Annotated in this window: 17 protein-coding genes; 9 read left to right on the top strand and 8 right to left on the bottom strand. The window is 44.3% G+C overall.

Going from position 1 to position 21,706, the window contains the following annotated elements:
• The first annotated feature begins 138 nt into the window (after positions 1–138).
• The 8 genes from rluE to Xkoz_RS01000 all read left to right on the top strand — a co-directional run bounded on the left by rluE (position 139) and on the right by Xkoz_RS01000 (position 8,264).
• The gene (gene rluE / locus Xkoz_RS01035) at positions 139–768 is read left to right on the top strand and encodes a 23S rRNA pseudouridine(2457) synthase RluE (protein ID WP_099140348.1); all 630 of its coding nucleotides are present in this window, start codon (positions 139–141) and stop codon (positions 766–768) included.
• Complete coding sequence (locus Xkoz_RS01030; RefSeq protein ID WP_099140347.1) at positions 761–1,213, top strand: NUDIX hydrolase; 453 nt, start codon at positions 761–763, stop codon at positions 1,211–1,213. The genes rluE and Xkoz_RS01030 overlap by 8 nt, the downstream gene beginning before the upstream one ends.
• A 122-nt stretch (positions 1,214–1,335) precedes the next feature.
• The gene (gene mnmA, locus Xkoz_RS01025) at positions 1,336–2,439 is read left to right on the top strand and encodes a tRNA 2-thiouridine(34) synthase MnmA (RefSeq protein ID WP_099140346.1); all 1,104 of its coding nucleotides are present in this window, start codon (positions 1,336–1,338) and stop codon (positions 2,437–2,439) included.
• A 2-nt stretch (positions 2,440–2,441) separates the two neighbouring features.
• Positions 2,442–3,068 (top strand): high frequency lysogenization protein HflD, encoded by a 627-nt coding sequence (gene hflD / locus Xkoz_RS01020; RefSeq protein ID WP_099140345.1) that lies wholly within the window; start codon positions 2,442–2,444, stop codon positions 3,066–3,068.
• A gap of 80 nt (positions 3,069–3,148) precedes the next feature.
• The gene (purB, locus tag Xkoz_RS01015) at positions 3,149–4,519 is read left to right on the top strand and encodes an adenylosuccinate lyase (protein WP_099140344.1); all 1,371 of its coding nucleotides are present in this window, start codon (positions 3,149–3,151) and stop codon (positions 4,517–4,519) included.
• A gap of 348 nt (positions 4,520–4,867) precedes the next feature.
• Positions 4,868–5,551, top strand: a complete 684-nt coding sequence (gene phoP / locus Xkoz_RS01010; protein ID WP_099140343.1) for a two-component system response regulator PhoP — start codon at positions 4,868–4,870, stop codon at positions 5,549–5,551.
• Positions 5,544–7,007: a two-component system sensor histidine kinase PhoQ gene (phoQ, locus tag Xkoz_RS01005; RefSeq protein ID WP_099140420.1), complete on the top strand. Its 1,464-nt coding sequence runs from the start codon at positions 5,544–5,546 to the stop codon at positions 7,005–7,007. Before phoP ends, phoQ begins: the two co-directional genes overlap by 8 nt.
• 135 nt (positions 7,008–7,142) lie before the next feature.
• The gene (locus tag Xkoz_RS01000) at positions 7,143–8,264 is read left to right on the top strand and encodes a ribosomal protein uL16 3-hydroxylase (protein WP_099140342.1); all 1,122 of its coding nucleotides are present in this window, start codon (positions 7,143–7,145) and stop codon (positions 8,262–8,264) included.
• A gap of 54 nt (positions 8,265–8,318) precedes the next feature.
• On the opposite strand, the gene pepT is transcribed toward Xkoz_RS01000, so the two are convergent.
• The 5 genes from pepT to lolC all read right to left on the bottom strand — a co-directional run bounded on the left by pepT (position 8,319) and on the right by lolC (position 13,710).
• Positions 8,319–9,563: a peptidase T gene (pepT, locus tag Xkoz_RS00995; RefSeq protein WP_099140341.1), complete on the bottom strand. Its 1,245-nt coding sequence runs from the start codon at positions 9,561–9,563 to the stop codon at positions 8,319–8,321.
• Positions 9,564–9,628: 65 nt separating this feature from the next.
• Positions 9,629–10,459 (bottom strand): Sir2 family NAD+-dependent deacetylase, encoded by an 831-nt coding sequence (gene cobB, locus Xkoz_RS00990; protein ID WP_099140340.1) that lies wholly within the window; start codon positions 10,457–10,459, stop codon positions 9,629–9,631.
• Between the two features lie 104 nt (positions 10,460–10,563).
• On the bottom strand, positions 10,564–11,811 hold the full coding sequence (gene lolE, locus Xkoz_RS00985) for a lipoprotein-releasing ABC transporter permease subunit LolE (RefSeq protein ID WP_099140339.1): 1,248 nt from the start codon (positions 11,809–11,811) through the stop codon (positions 10,564–10,566).
• Positions 11,811–12,515: a lipoprotein-releasing ABC transporter ATP-binding protein LolD gene (gene lolD / locus Xkoz_RS00980; RefSeq protein WP_099140338.1), complete on the bottom strand. Its 705-nt coding sequence runs from the start codon at positions 12,513–12,515 to the stop codon at positions 11,811–11,813. The genes lolE and lolD overlap by 1 nt, the downstream gene beginning before the upstream one ends.
• Positions 12,508–13,710, bottom strand: coding sequence for a lipoprotein-releasing ABC transporter permease subunit LolC (lolC, locus tag Xkoz_RS00975; RefSeq protein WP_099140337.1), 1,203 nt, complete (start codon positions 13,708–13,710; stop codon positions 12,508–12,510). Before lolC ends, lolD begins: the two co-directional genes overlap by 8 nt.
• Before the next feature lie 197 nt (positions 13,711–13,907).
• On the opposite strand from lolC, the gene mfd reads away from it, so the two are divergent.
• Positions 13,908–17,354 carry a transcription-repair coupling factor gene (gene mfd / locus Xkoz_RS00970; RefSeq protein ID WP_099140336.1) on the top strand — a complete coding sequence of 1,149 codons (3,447 nt, stop codon included), beginning with the start codon at positions 13,908–13,910 and terminating at the stop codon, positions 17,352–17,354.
• Positions 17,355–17,465: 111 nt separating this feature from the next.
• Here the strand turns inward: mfd and umoD are convergent, their stop codons facing one another.
• The 3 genes from umoD to nagZ all read right to left on the bottom strand — a co-directional run bounded on the left by umoD (position 17,466) and on the right by nagZ (position 21,254).
• The gene (gene umoD / locus Xkoz_RS00965; RefSeq protein WP_099140335.1) at positions 17,466–17,942 is read right to left on the bottom strand and encodes a UmoD family flagellar biogenesis regulator; all 477 of its coding nucleotides are present in this window, start codon (positions 17,940–17,942) and stop codon (positions 17,466–17,468) included.
• A 717-nt stretch (positions 17,943–18,659) separates the two neighbouring features.
• Entirely contained in the window at positions 18,660–19,964 is a 1,305-nt protein-coding gene (locus tag Xkoz_RS00960; RefSeq protein WP_099140334.1) for an NAD(P)/FAD-dependent oxidoreductase, read from the bottom strand.
• A 270-nt stretch (positions 19,965–20,234) separates the two neighbouring features.
• Entirely contained in the window at positions 20,235–21,254 is a 1,020-nt protein-coding gene (gene nagZ, locus Xkoz_RS00955; RefSeq protein WP_099140333.1) for a beta-N-acetylhexosaminidase, read from the bottom strand.
• Between the last annotated feature and the right edge of the window lie 452 nt (positions 21,255–21,706).

The following is a 21,706-nucleotide window of genomic DNA, read 5'->3' as shown; positions in this document are numbered from 1 at the left end:
ACCTCTCCTTTCAAATAAGCGCAATGCCTTGTTAATTTTTTGTAAGGGACGTGTCAATACTACTTGAATATTCTGCAAACGCCAATGGCCGCAGATTTAAGGTATAATACGTCCCCTAATTTTTAGCGATGGCTTATCATGACAAATATCTCTTTTAAAAAACGCCAACTTAACCGATTCAGCCAAAGAAAAAATAACAAGGCCATCAAAAAACCAATCGGTCCCCGCCGGGTATTGATTTTTAACAAACCTTATGACGTTTTGCCTCAATTTACTGATGAGATGGGCAGGACAACGTTAAAAAATTTTATCCCGTTTACTGATGTTTATGCCGCTGGTCGTTTGGATCGTGATAGCGAAGGCTTACTGGTATTGACCAATGATGGCAAATTGCAGGCTAAATTGACTCAACCCCACAAAAAGACCGCTAAAGTTTATTATGTTCAAGTGGAAGGCATTCCTGATGAAGCAGCCCTAAATAAACTTCGCAGTGGCATCATATTAAAAGATGGCCCGACTTTACCCGCCGGCGCTGAATTGGTTGAAGAACCTGCATGGCTCTGGGAAAGAACCCCGCCAATTCGGGAACGAAAAAGCATTCCGGTAAGTTGGCTTAAAATTACGTTATATGAAGGGCGAAACCGACAGGTACGTAGAATGACCGCCCATGTAGGTTATCCTACACTACGCCTAATCCGTTTTAGTATGGGTTCGATACAATTAGACTCGTTATCCCCAGGAGAATGGAGAGAAATTAACCTTGTTTAGTCCACACGTCACGGTTGCCTGCATTGTTCATGCAGAAAATAAATTTTTGGTTGTTGAAGAGTTGATCAACGGTAAATTTCTCTGGAACCAGCCCGCAGGCCATCTGGAAGCTGATGAAACCTTACCGGAAGCCGCCGAACGGGAATTATGGGAAGAAACTGGCATTCGTGCACAACCACAAGCATTTTTAAAGCTGCACCAATGGATTGCACCGGATGGAACGCCGTTTATCCGTTTTCTATTTTTGGTTGAAATGGAAAAAATCATGGCGACCTATCCACAAGATAGCGATATCCATCATTGCCACTGGTTAAGTGCAGAAGAAATCCTAAATAGCTCACAGCTACGCTCCCCTCTGGTTGCTGAAAGTATTCTCTGCTATTTGGAGCGCAAGGCTTATCCGCTATCGATACTGGATTATTATGGTTCACCTTTTGCCAAATAATCGTAATAAATAATCATGATAAACAATAATTAGATGAAAAGAGCACAAAGACGCTTGATGCACCTTGGTTGCCAACGTGCTAAAGTATCGCGTTTGTTTTTTTTCCGCAGTGAGATATATCCATGTCAGATAACAGCCAGAAAAAAGTCATTGTCGGCATGTCCGGCGGTGTTGATTCATCCGTTTCCGCCTACCTTCTGCAACAGCAGGGCTACCAGGTAGCTGGCCTGTTCATGAAAAACTGGGAAGAAGACGATAGTGAAGAGTATTGCTCGGCTGCTACCGATCTTGCCGATGCCCAGGCCGTTTGTGACAAATTGGGCATCGAGCTGCATACCATCAATTTTGCAGCCGAATATTGGGATAATGTATTCGAACATTTTCTTGCTGAATATCAGGCTGGCAGAACCCCAAACCCGGATATTCTTTGCAATAAGGAAATTAAATTTAAAGCATTTCTGGAATTTGCCGCAGAAGATTTAGGGGCTGACTATATCGCAACCGGTCATTATGTCCGTCGTCGGGATGTGAATGGCATTAGCCAATTACTCCGTGGCCTGGATGACAATAAAGACCAAAGTTATTTCTTATATACATTAAGCCACCAGCAAGTTGCCAAGAGCCTGTTTCCTTTAGGGGAATTGGAAAAACCGGAAGTACGCCGTATCGCCGAAGAAATTGGCCTTGTCACAGCGAAGAAAAAAGATTCGACGGGTATCTGCTTTATTGGTGAGCGTAAGTTCCGAGACTTCCTTGGGCGTTATTTGCCTGCCCAACCTGGCCCAATTATAACCGTGGATGGACAGACCATCGGTCAACACACTGGCTTGATGTACCATACACTCGGTCAGCGCAAAGGATTGGGGATCGGGGGAACAAAAAATGGCGGTGAAGAACCTTGGTATGTTGTTGATAAGGATGTTGCAAACAACCTATTGATTGTTGCCCAAGGCCATGAGCATCCTCGCCTGATGTCTGTCGGTTTGATTGCACAACAACTGCATTGGGTTGATCGCCAGCCATTAAAGACAGCAATACGTTGTGCCGTCAAAACACGTTACCGTCAGCATGATATCCCCTGCACTGTCGTCCCTCTGGGCGAAGATAAAATTGAGGTTCGTTTTAATAGCCCTGTTGCCGCTGTCACCCCAGGTCAGTCAGCCGTGTTTTATCAAGGTGAAGTCTGTCTCGGTGGCGGTGTGATCGAACAACGTATACAGGAGTAGTTGTGGCTAAAAATTATTACGATATTACACTGGCTCTGGCAGGCATCTGCCAGTCAGGCCGTATAGCGCAAAAACTTGCCCATGAAGGCCAATGCGATACTGATGCTTTTGAGACCATGATCAACAGTATCCTGAACATGAACCCGGCATCCACGTTGGATGTCTTTGGCAATAATGCCAGCAACCTGCGTCTCGGCCTTGATGCCATGTTGGGTATGTTCAATGGTTCACATAGTGGAGTTTCTGCCGAGCTTACCCGTTATATGTTGAGTTTGATGGCACTGGAACGTCGTTTGAATAAAAATCAATCTGCCACCACCCAATTGGCAAATCGCATTGAACAATTAGAACGTCAGCAAGCCTATTTTGAACCGATGTCAGAGGGCATGCTCAACGCCCTGGCTGGAATTTATATCGATGTTATCAGTCCGCTGGGGCCACGCATCCAAGTGACGGGTTCACCTGATGTCTTACGTAATACGCTGATCCAGGCAAAAGTCAGATCTATATTACTGGCCGGTATCCGCAGCGCTGTCTTATGGCAACAAGTTGGCGGTGGCCGCCTGCAAATCATGTTTTCTCGCCAGCGCCTGATCCGACAGGCAAAAGAGATCCTTGCTGACTGTTAGAAAAAAACTGTTGGCAAAAAAACTGTTAAACCAACGCTGTTAAACATAAATTGTTAAATAAAATCCGGGAGTTGCTACCAATGGAATTATCCTCACTGACCGCTGTTTCTCCAATTGATGGCCGCTACGGCGATAAAGTCAGCGCACTACGCACTATTTTTAGTGAGTTCGGCTTACTAAAATTCCGTGTGCAGGTCGAAGTACGTTGGCTGCAAAAACTGGCCGCAACAACAGAAATCAAAGAGGTTCCTGCCTTTGATGATAACGCAAACGCTTACCTTGATGAAGTTATTGCAAATTTCAATGAACAGGACGCACTGCGCATCAAAGAGATTGAACGCACAACCAACCATGACGTTAAGGCGGTTGAATATTTTCTGAAAGAAAAAGTGGCGCATATCCCTGCCCTGCATCAAGTGGCAGAATTTATTCACTTTGCCTGCACATCAGAAGATATCAATAACCTGTCACATGCCTTGATGCTAAAAACAGCCCGTGAGGACGTTCTGCTGCCTCAATGGCGCCAATTAATCGATGCCATCACACGCATGGCACATGATTATCGCGATTTGCCACTGCTATCGCGCACACACGGCCAACCCGCTACGCCTTCCACTGTCGGCAAAGAATTTGCTAACGTGGTTTACCGCATGGAGCGCCAATTCCGTCAGCTTGAGCAGGTAGACATTCTGGGTAAAATCAACGGGGCTGTTGGTAACTACAATGCGCATTTGTCAGCCTATCCACATGTTGACTGGCACCAATTCAGCCAGTCATTTGTGACCTCTTTAGGCATTCAGTGGAACCCGTATACCACTCAGATTGAACCGCATGATTACATTGCAGAACTGTTTGATTGTGTGGCACGTTTCAATACCATCCTGATCGATTTTGATCGTGATATCTGGGGCTATATCGCCTTAAATCATTTCAAACAAAAAACCATCGCCGGCGAAATTGGCTCTTCGACTATGCCACATAAAGTCAACCCGATTGATTTCGAAAACTCAGAAGGAAATTTAGGCTTGGCAAATGCGGTCCTGGGGCACCTTGCCAGCAAACTTCCTGTTTCTCGCTGGCAGCGTGACCTGACGGATTCAACGGTACTGCGCAATCTGGGCGTAGGTTTGGGCTATGCATTGATTGCTTATCAATCCACGATGAAGGGAGTGAATAAGTTAGAAGTCAATGCACAAAACTTACTGGATGAACTGGAGAGTAATTGGGAAGTATTGGCAGAGCCTATCCAGACGGTTATGCGTCGTTATGGCATTGAAAAACCGTATGAAAAACTAAAAGAACTGACTCGCGGTAAACGCGTTGATGCTGAAGGAATGAAAACATTTATTGATAGTCTGGAACTGCCTGAAGCAGAAAAAGAACGCCTCAAAACCATGACACCGGCAAATTATATTGGGTATGCTACTTCGTTAGTTGATCAGTTAAAATAATTCCTGTTTATACAAGTAAATGGGCGGGTTTTAATCCCGCCCATACGTGATTTTCAAATCCCAGAGCCAACCAAATTCCCTTATCGCTACACGTCATTTAAAGGCTATTTAGGTCAATAATCTTATATAAAAGATAAATAGATTGTAAATTTATTTGTTATTTCAATCTAACCATTTGTTTTTAAATGCCCTGATCATTAATATACCAAAAAAAGCCAAATAGTTACTATACTTAGTTCATTCATAATTATATAAGTATAATTTTATTTAATCTTTATTGACGAAATTGATTACTTAGCTATTTTAAATTTATTTGATAAACATGACTGATTAGCATAAGGAATCATTATGCGGATATTGATCGTTGAAGATAACGCGTTACTTCGCCATCACTTAACCGTACAACTGCGGGATATTGGGCATCAAGTGGATGCTGCGGAGAATGCTAAAGAAGCAGATTACTATCTTAAAGAAAGTCACCCTGATCTTGCTATCGTTGATTTAGGGTTACCGGGAGAAGATGGCCTTAGCATGTTACGGCGCTGGCGCGGTGAACAAATTAATTTACCTATCCTTGTTCTCACCGCCCGTGAAAGTTGGCAAGAAAAAGTCGCCGTGCTAAATGCCGGTGCAGATGATTATGTGACCAAACCCTTTCATCTGGAAGAAATCAATGCCCGCATACAGGCATTAATGCGACGCAATAGTGGACTGGCATCACAATTAGTTGAAATTTCACCTTTTTTGATCGACCTCTCCAGAAAGGAGTTTTCTATCAATGATGCCAATATTAAATTAACGGCCTTTGAATACATTATTATCGAAACCTTAATGCGCAATAATGGCAAGGTTGTCAGTAAAGAAACACTCATGCGCCAATTGTATCCAGACGCTGAATTACGCGAAAGTCACACAATTGATGTATTAATGGGGCGTTTGAGGAAAAAAATATTAAATGAATGGCCGGAAGAGGTCATCATCACTGTTCGTGGTCAAGGATATCGCTTTGATGTGAAATCTTATGATGCCTAGGTTTTCTGAAAAACCTTTTTCTTTAAGAACTCGGTTTCTCATGGCTACGGCGGCGATTATCCTCGCCCTGACGCTATCATATGGAATTGTTGCCATTGCCGGATATTTAGTGAGTTTTGATAAAACAAGCTATTCCATACTCCGTAGCCAAAGCAATCTATTTTTCACATTGGCCAGATGGAAAAACAATAAGCTAGAAATTCTTGTTCCCAAAGATTTTTCCATGAATTACCGTTCATTAGCATTAATCTATGATAATGAAGGTAATGTGCTTTGGCGCCAGAATAATGTGCCCGAATTAGAAAGCATGATTGACCCCGATTGGCTGAAAAAAAATGGGTTATATACGCTGGAAGCCTATTTTAAAGAAAAAGGCGATTTTTTCTATAATCCCACAGCAACACCAAATCAAGATAATACTAAAAAGGCAGAAAATGGTAAGGATGTGTTATTGACCTACTCGGTTGCCGTAAATATTTATCCTGCCACTGACAAACTCCCTGCCATGACCATCGTTATCATTGATACTATTCCACAAGATGTACAGGAATCAGCAAAAGTCTGGGAATGGTTTGGGTATGTCCTCATCGCTAACTTGCTTCTAATCATTCCATTAATTTGGCTTGCCGCTGACTGGAGCCTTCGACCAATAAAATCTTTGATTAGACAAATCAACTCGCTAGAAAATGGCGAGAGGGAAAAACTGGAAGAAAACCCACCTACCGAGTTAAAAGGGCTAGTCAGAAACTTAAACAACTTGCTATCCAATGAACGTAAACGTTATGCCAAATATCACACAACGCTGTCAGATTTGACGCATAGTCTGAAAACCCCTTTAGCGGTATTGCAATCAACCCTGCGCTCTCTGCGCCCTCCTCAAAAACTGACCATTGAACAAGCTGAACCTATTATGCTTGAACAAATTGACCGGATATCTCAACAAATCGGCTATTATCTGCACAAAGCCAACATGCGTAGCGACCATAGTTTGCTTTTGAGGCAGCTTTCTTCCGTCCCCATCTTGCTTGATGGGCTCATCAGTGCGCTCACCAAGGTATATCAAGAAAAAGGGGTCAAAATTACGCTCGATGTCTCTCCTGAGGTGACCTGGCTAGGGGAAAAAAACGACTTTCTGGAAGTGATGGGAAACATTCTGGACAATGCCTGTAAATATTGTCTGAAATGGGTCAAAGTCACTGCCACAATGGGAGAAAATTCACTCACCATTATTGTCGATGATGATGGATTGGGTGTTCCCCCTGATAAACGTGAAATGATTTTTCAACGCGGCTTACGCGCCGATACATTGCGTTCAGGCCAAGGTCTCGGATTGTCGATAGCTTCTGAAATTGTCGAACAATATGAAGGGGATATCAGTATTGATGGTAGCCCACTTGGCGGCACCAGAGTGAACGTAGTATTTCGCGACCAACACCATTCAGCCACTCCCCAATAACGACAATCCTGATCCGTCAATGGCTAGCACAATCCCGGAATATTTCAATTAAATCGAATATCGCCATTGACTATTCGTTATAATAGCGAGAAATTCACTTCTTACTAACTTCATTTCTCACTTCAGGATGTCACCATGGATTATCAGCTCAATCTGGACTGGCAGGCGTTTTTACAAAACCATTGGCAAAAACGACCATTGCTGATTAAACAGGGTTTCCATCAGTTTATTGATCCCCTTTCCTCCGATGAACTCGCGGGATTGGCGATGGAAAATGAAATCGACAGCCGTTTAGTCAGCCAGAAAAATGGACGCTGGGAAGTTTCCCACGGGCCATTTGAAACCTACGACCATTTAGGCGAAAAAGACTGGTCTTTGCTTGTACAAGCCGTTGACCATTGGCATCTCCCCTCTTCTGCACTGATGAAGCCATTCCGTGTACTGTCTGATTGGCGCATGGATGACTTAATGATCTCTTTCTCTGTACCGGGTGGGGGTGTCGGCCCTCATCTTGACCAATATGATGTTTTTATCATTCAAGGAAAAGGGCGCAGACGCTGGCGGGTGGGCGAAAAAATCGCCATGAAGCAACATTGCCCCCATCCTGATTTATTACAGGTTGATCCCTTTGAGGCCATTATTGACGAAGAGATGCTACCCGGCGATATACTCTATATTCCGCCAGGTTTCCCACATGAAGGCTACGCTATTGAGGATTCACTGAACTATTCAGTGGGGTTTCGTGCCCCTAATGCCCGTGAATTATTCAGTGGGTTTGCCGATTATGTTCTGGCAAATGAACTAGGAAGCCAGCGCTACAGCGATCCTGACCTGACATTCCGTGATAATCCGGCGCTGATCCAGACAAACGAACTGGACACACTGCGTTCAATGATGCGTGAGGTGTTGGAACAACCAGAAACTTTCCAAAATTGGTTTGGTGAGTTTATTTCTCAATCACGCCATGAACTGGATCTGGCGCCGCCTGAACCGGCTTATGAGAGCGATGAGATTTATGATTTGCTAAAACAAGGCGAAGAATTAAATCGATTGAGTGGCCTGCGTGTCTTACGGATTGGTGATCAATGTTTTGTCAACGGCGAGTTGATGGATACCCCCCATATCCATGCCACCGACGCGCTTTGCCAATATGACAAGGTCAATGCACAATTGCTGGGCGATGCGATCGATGATGTTCGGTTTGTCAGCCTGCTTACGGCCTTGGTCAATAGCGGTTATTGGTATTTTAATGATTAATCTAAACCAAGGGGCAATCCATTTTGCCCCTTTCCTTTTCTGAATAACGATGTGTTATTCAGAGGGGACATGATTTCCATAACTTACCGTCAATTCAGCAATTCGCATAATCACGTTCACTGCCTGTTCCATATCTTCCAGTGCAATAAATTCGTGCTTGCTGTGGTCATTATATCCACCGGTGAAGATATTCGGGCAAGGGAGGCCACGATAAGATAACCGGGCGCCATCTGTGCCGCCACGGATCGGCTGGATTATCGGCTCAATATGGCAATCCAGTATCGCTTGTTTCGCAATGGCAATAACATGTGGGTATTTGAGCACCTCGCTATGCATGTTGTAATAATCATCATCAATCGCCAACTCAATATAGCAGTCTGGATGCAATCCTTTTCCGACGCTTTCCGCAATGGCAAGAAGATTTTTTTTGCGCTTTTCAAAATTAACGCGGTCAAAATCCCGGATGATGTAGTGCATTTCAGCTCGTTCAACAGAGCCTTTCATACTCTGCAAATGATAAAAACCTTCATAGCCTTCCGTCTGCTCTGGGGTTTCTTCACAGGGCAAGGCTTGGTGAATTCGCGTTGCCAGAGTCAAAGCATTAACCATAACGCCCTTAGCACTTCCCGGATGCACCCTATTCCCCACAATCTTGATGACCACTGATGCAGCATTGAAATTTTCAAATTCCAATTCGCCGACACCACCGCCATCAACGGAATAGGCCCATTCTGCACCGAAAGCCTCTATATCAAAATAGGGCGCTCCCCGGCCAATCTCTTCATCTGGCGTGAACGCAATCCGAATCTCACCATGTGGAATATTTTGTTGTTTCAAACGAACCATTGCCGTCATGATTTCAGAGATCCCGGCTTTATCATCAGCACCTAACAGTGTCTTGCCATTAGTCGTGATTAATGTTTTTCCCAACAAGCGATGTAATACCGGGAACATGACGGGTGACAACACTTCATCCCCCATCCCTAATGCGATATCACCGCCACGATAGTTTTCCACAACTTGCGGACTCACATGCTTGCCAGGAAAATCAGGTGAAGTATCGAGGTGGGCAATAAAACCAATGACGGGAACAGGTGTTGTAACATTTGATGGCAATGTTGCCGTCACACACCCTTGTTCATTGAGCGTCACATCAACCAAACCAAGCTGCATCAATTCTTCGTATAGCGACTCGGCAAGAGCTAATTGACCGTCACTACTGGGGATCGTTTTAGCGGATGGTTTTGATTGAGTGTTAAATGCAATATATTTAAAAAAACGGGCTAATAATCTATCCATCTTCTCCTCCCTAATTCATGTGAATTCATTATGGAAAAGATGGATAGTGTCGGTATTGCGTCAAATCAGCTTTTATCTGCCTTCATCTGTTGAATCAGGGATTGAACATATTGCGTCACTATTTTACTGGCATGACCATAGTGTTTTTCATCGAACAGATTTTCAACCTGGCTGGGTTCAAGATTCAATTCAACCGTATGAGCGCCAGACAATTTAGCCTCATGCACAAAACCGGCGGCGGGGTAAACATGCCCCGATGTTCCGATAGCCATAAAGATGTCAGCATCGGCCAAAGCAGAGTAAATCTGTTCCATACCCAATGGCATCTCTCCAAACCACACGACATGGGGGCGCAATGGGGACGGGAACTGGCAACAATGGCAACGCTCTTCCATAGTGAGATCCGTTGTCCACCCAACCACCTGCCCAGATTGACAACACCGAACCTTGAGCAATTCACCATGCATATGCAGGACACGATGGCTACCCGCACGTTCATGCAGATCATCAATATTCTGTGTCACCAATAAAAAATGGTCACCAAGCGCATGTTCAAGTTCCGCCAGCGCATAATGTGCTGCATTAGGCTGGATTTCCGGTTGCTGGAGCTGTTTTCGGCGGGCATTATAAAATGCCTGGACCCGATCAGGATCACGTTGAAAACCTTCCGGGGTTGCTACATCTTCGACGCGATGTTCTTCCCACAGGCCATCGGAAGCACGAAATGTTTGAATGCCTGACTCAGCAGAAATACCTGCTCCCGTCAGCACCACCACATGGGGTTTTTTGATTTTATTTGCCAAGCGGATATCCCTGTAAAAATTTTGCTTATGTAATCGCTGACGCCGTAATCGCCTCATTCGGTAAAATTTACTGTGCCGATGAAGAACCCGCATAGATTGTTCCTTAATGTGTTCATGTATGTTCTTTCAGCCGATTCACTTTACCCATTCAACGGTATACGATAGCGAGCCAAGATATGCGTTGATACCCGGATATGCTATTGACCACTCAAAATCCGCGCGGGATCAAGTTTACTGGCTCGACGGGCAGGATACCAACTCGCCAACAAACTTAATACCAATGCCGTTAACAGAACATAAAGCACATCCATGACATGTAATTCTGACGGCAAGAAATCGATAAAATAGATATCTCCTGAAAGAAGTTGGTGTCCAAGCAGTTTTTCCAATCCTTTAATGATAGTCGTCAAATTTAATGATGTGAAAACCCCAACAACGACCCCGATGCTACTGCCTATCATGCCAGTCAGTAGTCCATACCATAAAAAAATTGCCCTGATATGGCTATCCTTGGCACCCAACGTAAGCAGGATGGCGATATCACTGCTTTTATCCTTCACGGCCATAATCAACGTTGAAATAATATTAAAGCACGCAACACCGATAACCAGCACCATAGCCAGATACATAATGCTACGTATCATCTGGATATCGTTATACATATACCCGTAATCTTTTACCCATGTGCTGATATACACATATTTTTTCGTGGCATTACCTGCATCCCAAACACGCTGCTCCGCGGCAAAGACATTATCAGCCTTAATGGCAATACCGGTGATGGCATTACCGTAATCCAAATAACTCTGGGCATCGGACAAAGGGATAAGGGCCAGGCTGTGATCTAACATGCCACTCAATTGGAAAATGCCCGCAACTTGTAAACGGATGCGTTTAGGCTGCAAGAGTTTCAGGCTTGCGTCATTATTGGGGATCATGACCGTCACCCAACCGCCCTGTTTCACGTGCAGGGAATTAGCCACTCCCTGCCCTAAAATCACCTGATTTTTCCCTGCCCTGAACGTCTTCCATGCCCCATTACGGACAAACTGAGGTAAGGTACTCACCTGCATCTCGGTATCCAGATCGACACCGCGTACCTGTATAGCATGGAGTTTTTCACCACGCTCCATCAGGCCAGTAAACTCAATATAGGGGGAGGCACCGACAATACCTGATGTCTGTCTTACCCGTTCAAGGGCGGTTTTCCAATCCTGAAACGGCTGATCCACAGCATAAATTTGCCCATGTGGCACAACGGAAAGTATCCGATTTTTCAGTTCCCGCTCAAAACCGTTCATGGCACTCAGGCCAATAATCAGCACAGCGACACCCAGCATAATACCCAGCGTCGAAATGACAGAAATCAGGGAAACCATTCCTGAGCGACGGCGGCCTCGGCTAAATCGCAATGCGGTAAATAATGCAAGAGGCAGCTTTACCATTACCTCTCCCCCGTCATCAGGGTTAATTCATCCTGTAAATAGCCATCACGCATTTCAACCTGACGAGCCAGTTGGCTGGCTAATTTCATATCATGGGTGACAACCAGAAATGCCGTACCTTGCCGCTGGTTCAATTCTTGCAAAAGCTGAAACACACTGTCTGCATTGCGTTGGTCAAGGTTACCCGTTGGTTCATCCGCCAATACCAATGAAGGCTCGTTGACCAGCGCCCGCGCAATGGCGACACGTTGGCGCTCTCCCCCCGACAATTCAGAGGGCCGATGATGTGCCCGATGCGCCAACCCAACTGCGGCCAGCATATCCAATGCCTTTTGTTGAGAATGGCGTTTCTGACCACCAATCAAAAGTGGCATCGCCACATTTTCCAATGCAGAAAAATCAGGCAATAAATGGTGAAACTGGTAAATAAAACCAATTTCACTGTTGCGTAATTCTGCCCGCGCAGACGAAGACATTTGGTTAAGTGATTGTCCTTTGAAAAGGACTTCACCCGATGTCGGTGAATCCAGGCCACCCAGCAAGTGCAGAAGTGTACTCTTTCCAGAGCCAGAACTGCCGACAATGGCCATTATTTCTCTTGGTTGCATGGAAAAAGTGACATTTTTCAACACTTCTGTCGCTATTTTCCCTTCCTGATATTTTTTACACAGGTGATGACAAAGTAATAATGGGTGATTACTCATAGCGTAAAGCCTCGGCAGGTTGGGTGGCAGCGGCGCGCCAGGAAGGGTATAAAGTGGATAGTAAGGAGATCAACATGGCACTGATAGCAATCATCGTCACTTGTGTCGTGTCAATCGCGACAGGTAACTGGATACCTTCAGATAGCAGGCCGATAATCGGCATGAGGTTATTCAACTGACTGGAAAGCAATATTCCCAATCCCGTTCCCAGTATCGCCCCAATCATGCCCGCTCCCGCACCTTGGATCATAAAAATCGTCATAACCTGACGGCGAGTCAACCCTTGCGTCTGCAAGATAGCGATTTCACCCTGTTTTTCCATCACCAACAAAGAGAGAGAAGTAATAATATTAAAAGCAGCAACAGCAATGATTAGGCTTAACAATAATCCCATCATGTTTTTCTCCATGCGAACTGCCTGAAAGAATTCCCCTTTACGTTCGCGCCAATCTTGCCATACCAACCCTTTTGGCAGGGGCTGCTGGCTCAATTCATCGACGGATAGTGGCTCATTGAGAAACAAACGCCAGCCCGTAATATGACCAATAGGATAACGCAACAATCTGGCTGCATCCTGTTGATTAACCAGCATTTCTGTACCATCGACTTCACTGTTGGCAAAAAATGTCCCCGCTACAGTGAACAACCGTTGGCTGGGAATTCTGCCCATTGGTGTTAATTGGCTGGCACTCGGCACAAGAATACGGATTTGATCACCTCGTTTGACGCCCAATTTGGCAGCCAATTTTTCTCCCAGAATGATAAAGTAACGCCCCGGTTGTAGTTGGCTTCGATCAACATTGACAAGATATTTCGCCAGTGGCGCATATTCGTCAGGCGTAATCCCCAACATGACACCAACGCCAACATTGTGGGAGCTTTGTAGTACGACATCCCCTTGCACGATGGAGGTTATGCGATTAATCCCCTTTAGCCCTGCAAGCTGGCTACTCGGATGTTCAACCGGATCGATAGCGCCTTTCTCCGAGGTAATGATAGCTTGCGGCATAAAACCCAAGATGCTACTTTCTAATGAACGTTCAAAGCCGTTCATCACGGACAATACCGTGATCAAGGCCGCCACTCCTAGCGTAATGCCAATAGCAGACAACCATGAAACAAAACGGCCAAATTTATCGACCGCTCGCCCGCGCATATAGCGCAATCCTATAAATAATGAGACAGATTGAATCATGAAATCTGTTACGCCCCTGTTGCCAAAGCAAAGTGTTCAGGGATAATAAAGGGTAGCAATACTTTATGGAACCACCCGTATCCCGGTTCTGGAGTTTTTTTTACTTTCTCTCAACCTGCCAGCGTATTTATTGTAAGGCTACTGGGGTAAAAATGTGTTGGGAATGGACTGAATCTTAGAGAACACATCAAACACTTATGTCAGCAAAATACCGTTATCAACTTCCTGAACGCCGCGGTGATATCCGCCACCTGGGCCATTTGACCGGTGCCGCTTGTGCCGTTGAGTGTGCCGAAATCATTGAACGTCACCCAGGACCAATACTGCTGGTGACAAAAGATATGCAAAATGCCCTGCGATTGTGTGATGAAATTCAACAGTTCACCGGCGCGCCAATAAATACCCTGTCAGATTGGGAAACGTTGCCTTACGATAGTTTCTCGCCTCACCAAGAAATTGTCTCCAACCGCCTGTCCACGCTTTATCACTTACCCTTTATGACGAAAGGGGCACTAATCCTTCCTGTCAACACCTTGATGCAACGTGTCTGCCCACATGACTACCTTAAGGGACACGCTTTGGTTATGCACAAAGGACAACGCCTTTCACGTGATAAGTTGCGGGCAGAATTGGAAAAAGCGGGTTATCGCAGTGTGGAACAGGTCCTTGAGCATGGCGAGTTTGCGACGCGCGGGGCCTTGTTTGATCTATTCCCTATGGGCAGTGAGTATCCTTATCGCATTGATTTTTTTGATGATGAAATTGACAGCCTCCGCACTTTCGATGTAGATACCCAGCGAACCTTGGCCGAAGTAGAAAAGATCAGTTTATTGCCCGCCCATGAGTTCCCCATCGACCAGGATGCCATTGAGCTGTTTCGCAGCCAATGGCGTGAACAGTTCGAAGTCCGTCGTGACGCTGAACATATTTATCAGCAAGTCAGTAAGAAAATGCTGCCTGCGGGCATTGAATATTGGCAACCGCTATTCTTTGAACACCCCTTGCCGGCCATCTTTGAATATCTGCCTGAAAATACCTTGTTGATTACCCAGAATTTGGTCAGTGCGGCGGAGCGTTTCTGGCAGGATACGAAACAACGTTTTGAAAACCGCAAAGTTGATCCTATGCGCCCGTTACTCGAGCCTGAACAGCTCTGGTTGCCCGTCAATCAGCTATTTTCAGAATTAAAAAACTGGCCTCGTATTGAAGTTGATAATGCACTTCTTCCGCAAAAAGCAAAAAACACCAACTTAGCCTATCAGCCTCTGCCTGATTTATCCGTTGCTACACAACAAAAAGAACCATTGGATAAATTGCGCCGTTTCATAGAGCAATTTAGCGGCAAAATCGTATTTTCAGTGGAAAGTGAGGGGCGCCGAGAATCTATACACGATTTATTATCCCGAATCAAAATCAAGCCGATAAAAATAAACCAGTTAACTGATGCCAATAGCCACGGCCATTATTTGATGGTTGGCGCCGCAGAGCACGGTTTTATTGATGACGATAACAATCTCGCACTTATTTGCGAAAGTGACATGCTTGGCGAACGTGTCAGCCGCCGCCGTCAAGATAACCGGCGCACGATCAATGCCGATACCCTGATCCGCAATCTCGCTGAATTACGCCATGGACAGCCGGTTGTTCACCTTGAACATGGTGTTGGGCGCTATCAAGGGCTAACAACGTTAGAAGCCGGGGGTATTAAGGCAGAATATCTTATCCTGACTTACGCAGGGGAAGATAAATTGTACGTCCCTGTCTCTTCTCTGCATCTTATTAGCCGCTATGCGGGTGGTGCCGAGGAGAGTGCCCCATTACATAAATTGGGCGGGGAAGCCTGGAACAAGGCACGCCAGAAAGCGGCTGAAAAAGTGCGTGATGTAGCAGCCGAGCTTTTGGATGTTTACGCCCGACGTGCCGTTAAACCGGGTTTTGCTTTCAACAATGATCGCGAACAATACCAATTGTTCTGCCAAAGTTTTCCATTTGATACGACACCGGATCAAGAACAAACCATCAACGCAGTGCTTGATGATATGTGCAAGCCTGTCGCTATGGACAGGCTGGTATGTGGCGATGTTGGGTTTGGGAAAACAGAAGTGGCAATGCGTGCCGCATTCCTGTCCATCATAAACAACAAGCAAGTCGCTATTCTAGTGCCAACAACCTTATTGGCACAGCAGCACTATGATAACTTCCGCGATCGCTTTGCAAATTGGCCGGTACATATTGAAGTGATGTCACGCTTTCGTAGCGCAAAAGAACAACAGCAGGTCATTGATATGGCGGCGGAAGGCAAAGTGGATATCGTTATTGGGACTCATAAACTTCTGCAAAGTGATCTGCGCTGGAAAGATCTTGGCTTGTTGATTGTTGATGAGGAACATCGCTTCGGTGTCCGCCATAAAGAGCGCATTAAAGCTATCCGGGCAGATGTCGACGTTCTGACACTTACCGCGACACCGATCCCTCGTACACTCAATATGGCGATGAGTGGTATACGCGATCTCTCCATTATCGCCACCCCGCCGGCGCGTCGTCTGGCAGTGAAAACGTTTGTGCGGGAATATGACAGCCTCGTGGTACGTGAATCTATCCTGCGTGAAATTTTGCGCGGTGGGCAAGTTTATTACCTGTATAACGATGTTGAAAACATCGAAAAGGCCAAAGCCCGGCTGGAAGAGTTGGTTCCCGAAGCCAGAATTGTTGTGGGACATGGGCAAATGCGGGAGCGGGATTTGGAACGCGTTATGACGGATTTCCATCGCCAACGTTTTAATGTTCTGGTGTGCACCACTATTATCGAAACCGGTATCGATATCCCCAGTGCCAATACCATCATTATTGAACGTGCCGACCACTTCGGCTTAGCCCAATTACACCAATTACGTGGGCGTGTCGGACGCTCCCATCATCAGGCTTATGCTTACTTGCTGACACCACATCCAAAAGCCATGACCCGCGATGCACAAAAACGGCTGGAAGCCATTGCATCTCTTGAAGATCTGGGCGCCGGTTTTGCATTGGCTACACACGATTTGGAAATTAGGGGGGCGGGTGAATTATTGGGTGAAGACCAAAGCGGGCAAATGACCAGCATCGGTTTCACACTCTATATGGAATTATTGGAGAGTGCCGTTGATGCCCTCAAACATGGGCGGGAGCCATCGCTCGACGATCTCACCCATAACCAGACTGAGATAGAATTGCGCATGCCGGTGCTGTTACCTGATGACTATATTCCCGATGTCAACATGCGCCTGTCGTTCTATAAGCGCATCGCCAGCGCGCAGGATAATACCGAATTGGATGAACTGAAAGTCGAACTTATTGACCGATTTGGTGTTTTACCTGATCCGGGACGTCAACTATTGCAATCGGCTTCCATTCGCCTGATCGCCCAACAACTCGGCATCAAACGCATTGAAGCACATGAAAAAGGCGGTTTCATTGAATTTGGCAGTCACAATAAAGTCGATCCGAGTTATCTGATTAATTTATTGCAAACACAACCCCATATTTATCGATTGGATGGGCCACATAAATTGAAATTTATGACTGAATTAACCGAGCGGGCAGCCCGTTTATCATTTATCCAGCAATTATTAGCGCATTGCGACCAACACAAAAGTGATGCCTAATCGAGCCATTTGAGCAATGCCCCGATTGCACTGTTTTGCCCAGTTCGCCATGCGAACTACAAGCGAAACCGTGCAATCCTTTTGGCTTTCTACTTAAGGAACGAGAAAAACTCATTGTTGCGGATTGGGTTTTATGATCAACTGCCCTTTCTCATTTAAAGGGATAGTGTCATCTGGCTTGTAGCCAATCCTGACTTTTCCCGGTTGCCCATCAATGACATAATTGACATCATAAGCGACAATACGGGGTTTCTTAAAATGAAACTCAGTGCAATTTTTTAACACTGACTGGGTTAAGGCAGGATATGCCCTCTTCACGTTCAAGTGAAAAAGAAGTGTCAAAATACGATATTCATATTCAATCAAATGATTGCCTGAAATATCTTTTACTGTAGCAGCAGGAATAGGAAATGCTGAAATTTGACAATAGGACTGACGAAAAATAACTGTTGACCTAATAGGTTTCGAAGACAATACGTGCGCAACACTGGGGCGTGGGGATTCAAAATAGAACGTTACGGCAGCACCAATGATGGCAATAGTCATTATCAAACCCATTACGGACTGTCTTACCGTTAGTTTAACCACATAACACCTTACTATATTAACAATTTTACCCACAATTTGATTGAAAGAATATTCCCCAACGATATGCAGCAAGCTAAAAATGCGCTAAATTTATTTTTTGAGAAAAATCCTATTCCATTAATTCAGCAAAGTTATCAGTAATCATCTACATGGCTATTTATTATGGCGAATAGCGTCGTGTTTACTTTACGAAAAAACAGTTTCCATATAGTCGCCATTAAGACTTAATTCATGAAGATGAATTTGGCATTCTCTCGCTTCATATCATATAAAAATTGCCATATAAAATTACATATAACACAAAAAGCAAAAGATACACATCCTCCTAATATCTCTATATCCTACAGACTGGTCGAAATTATGATACCAGAATAACTCAACTAAAACGGTCTTTATTACCCCGATTAGTTAAATACACTGATAAGTTATTTGCTTATTTATTAGATAGGTATGCATAACTACGTCAATTAAATGCATCCTGTATACCCTATCTATTGATATAATTACAGGCCATTATTTTAAACGTTTATTACCCATAACAATAACGAATTAATTTAAATCCGATCTGAAATTAATTTAAATACAGCCTTACTCATTATAATAAATAATCAAGATAACTTTAGAGAAGAATAATTCTAATATGTATAATAATAAATATAATAGCCAGGTGAATGGCTCATCTCAATTAATTACCTTAAGATAAGCCATTTTTAGTTGTTAATGCAATTTCAGCCGTGGACGAATAACGCGGTTAATTCCGCCAACCAGCATCATCAAGCCGGTTTTGGTATACCCATGCAGCGCAACCTGATGCATACGATACAAAGAGATATAAACCATACGAGCAATACGGCCTTCAACCATCATTGAACCCCGCATCAAGTTCCCCATCAGGCTACCAACAGTGCTGAACTTGGATAATGAAACCAATGAACCATGATCTTTGTAAACATACTCTTTCAATGATTTTTCATTCAACAATGCCAGAATGTTGTCATAGCAACGGCTCGCCATCTGATGAGCAGACTGGGCACGAGGAGGAACAAAACCTCCCTCTTTTTTCGGGCATGATGCACAATCACCAATGGCAAAAATATGATCATCTTGTGTCGTTTGCAAAGTGGGTTTCACAACCAGTTGATTGATACGGTTGGTTTCCAATCCACCAATATCTTTCATAAAATCAGGTGCTTTAATTCCCGCAGCCCAAACCATCAAAGAGGCTTTGATCTGCCCGCCATCTTTGGTATTCAACCCCTGTTCATCGGCACTGGTCACCATGGTTTTGGTCAATACCTTCACACCCAGTTTGGTCAACTCTTGATGAGCGGCACTGGAAATACGTGTCGGCAAGGCAGGCAGGATACGCTCTCCCGCTTCAACCAACGTCACATTCAAGGCATCTGAATTCAGGCTTTCAAAGCCATAACTGTTAAGTTGCTTAACCGCATTATAGAGTTCAGCGGAAAGCTCTACGCCAGTTGCACCACCACCAACAATCGCGATATTGACCTTTTCTTCTGCGCATTGGTTGGCAGAATATTTCAGGAACAGGTTCAACATTTCATTATGGAAACGATGTGCCTGCTGTGGGTTATCAAGGAAAATGCAATTTTCCTTCACACCCACCGTACCAAAATCATTAGATTGGCTGCCCAATGCCATGACAAGAATGTCGTAAGCCAGTTCACGCCCTGGTACTAACAAGTCACCGTCTTCATTACGGATCTCAGCCAGCGTAATTTTCTTCCCTTCACGATTGATATTCGTGAGTGTACCCAGCTGAAAATTGAAATAATGGTTACTGGCATGAGCCAAATAGCTCAATGCATCAACGCCATCATCAAGAGAACCCGTTGCAACTTCATGCAATAGCGGTTTCCATAAGTGGCTATTGTTGCGATCCACCAACGTAATTTCGGCTTTTTTCTTACGCCCTAATTTATGTCCCAAACGCGTTGCCAGTTCTAAACCACCCGCGCCCCCACCAATGATGACAATTCTTGTCTTTGGCGTTGTCATGACTACCCCACTGAAAATACAACATAATGTTATGTAAGGCGTTAATCTCGTTTTTTGGAGTAAAAAACGTGAATAACGGCCTTAAATAACGTCAGGCTAAACAAATTTCATATTGAAAATATCACCAGAATATCATGGCAGGTCAGTTGGTCATACCAAAAATAACCCCCACTAAATTCTTTTGATTAATTAGACGCCAATCACAAAAATTGCATACCGATTTTCAATAAATCAGAGGTGAATCGAATTTATGCGTAAATAATTCAACGATTATTCGCATCGTAACCATTTTTCGCATAAATCATGCAACGCTTGGTTAGCCTTTTGCCAACGTGCAGATTTTTGTAACTCTTCCAAACTAAATTGTTTGCCTTGGTGATATAACCGTTTGACTTTAGGTGAGTTAATGATTGGAAGGTTATCCAATATACTGATTGCGCCTTCCCGATTGTTACAGACCAAAATCATGTCACAACCTGCATCCAATGACGCTTTAGCGCGTTCAGCATAACTGCCCATCACGGCTGCGCCTTCCATCGATAAATCATCAGAAAAGATAACGCCCTCAAAGCCTAATTGTCCTCGAAGTATGGATTTCAACCAATACGGTGAGCCACTCGCAGGACGGTGATCGATCTGAGGATAAATAACGTGGGCGGGCATAATGGCATCCAGTAGGTTGCGTTGAATAAAATCATGGAAAATCACCATATCATGACAGCTAATGGCATCCATGGAACGGTTATCCCTTGGCGTTTCTTTATGAGAATCTGCCGTCACTGCGCCATGGCCGGGAAAATGTTTCCCCGTCGAACGCATCCCCGCGGAATGCATTCCTTTGATAAATTTTTCCGCCATTGCTATCGCAGGCTCCAGCTCTTCGTGGAATGAACGTTCACCAATTGCTGTACATTGATGCCCTAAGTCCAACACTGGCGCAAAGCTGATATCAATATCCATTGCGATCATTTCTGATGCCATTAACCAACCTGATTCTTCTGCCAGATGTGCCCCGATAAGCATGTCATTCGTACAAGCAAAAGATTGGGCGGCGGGTAAGCGCGTAAAACCTTCATGAAAACGCTGGACACGCCCTCCTTCCTGATCAACGGCAATCACCAAACGGTGGCGGGAAGCTGCGCGAATTTGGCGAACCAACTCACGTAATTGTGCTGTATCGTGGAAGTTGCGAGTAAATAAAATTAAACCACCCACTAATGGATGCTGTAGAATTTCACGCTCTTCATTATCCAACTCATAGCCAACAACATCTAACATTACTGGCCCCATAACATTCCTCACTTCTCTCTATTGGGTTATCTGTGATTAATTATCGTTAATTTCACTAAAGTACGGCGACTATTTAAGAGGTTTCCCTCGAAAATGGGAATCGATACTATCCGTTCTTGGCACGAGAAAAACAAGATTTTTGCGCTCTTTTTTCGAACCTTACTATCAAGCCTGAATAAAATCAGTGGGCAGTACAAATAATCTTTATTTAATCATTTTGACAAGGGAGTATATTTTTCTTTGGGAAAACATCTTATTTTATTCTATTAATGGAGCACATTCATTCTTTATGTAAAAACGAAGTCACTAATGCTTGGTTTATTTAAAAATATCTGATTGGAACAATAGAAAATAATTAAAAATCAATATTTATCAAAAAGTTAAAATAAATTCGAGATTTATTGAGTATATTTATCGCTTTAATAATCGTTTTCTAATCTTAAAATCTGCAT

It is taken from the genome of Xenorhabdus kozodoii, from assembly GCF_002632875.1.
GTDB classification, from domain to species: domain Bacteria; phylum Pseudomonadota; class Gammaproteobacteria; order Enterobacterales; family Enterobacteriaceae; genus Xenorhabdus; species Xenorhabdus kozodoii.
The sequence above is the reverse complement of the archived record's forward strand: the minus strand, read 5'-3'. Positions and strand labels throughout refer to the sequence as shown.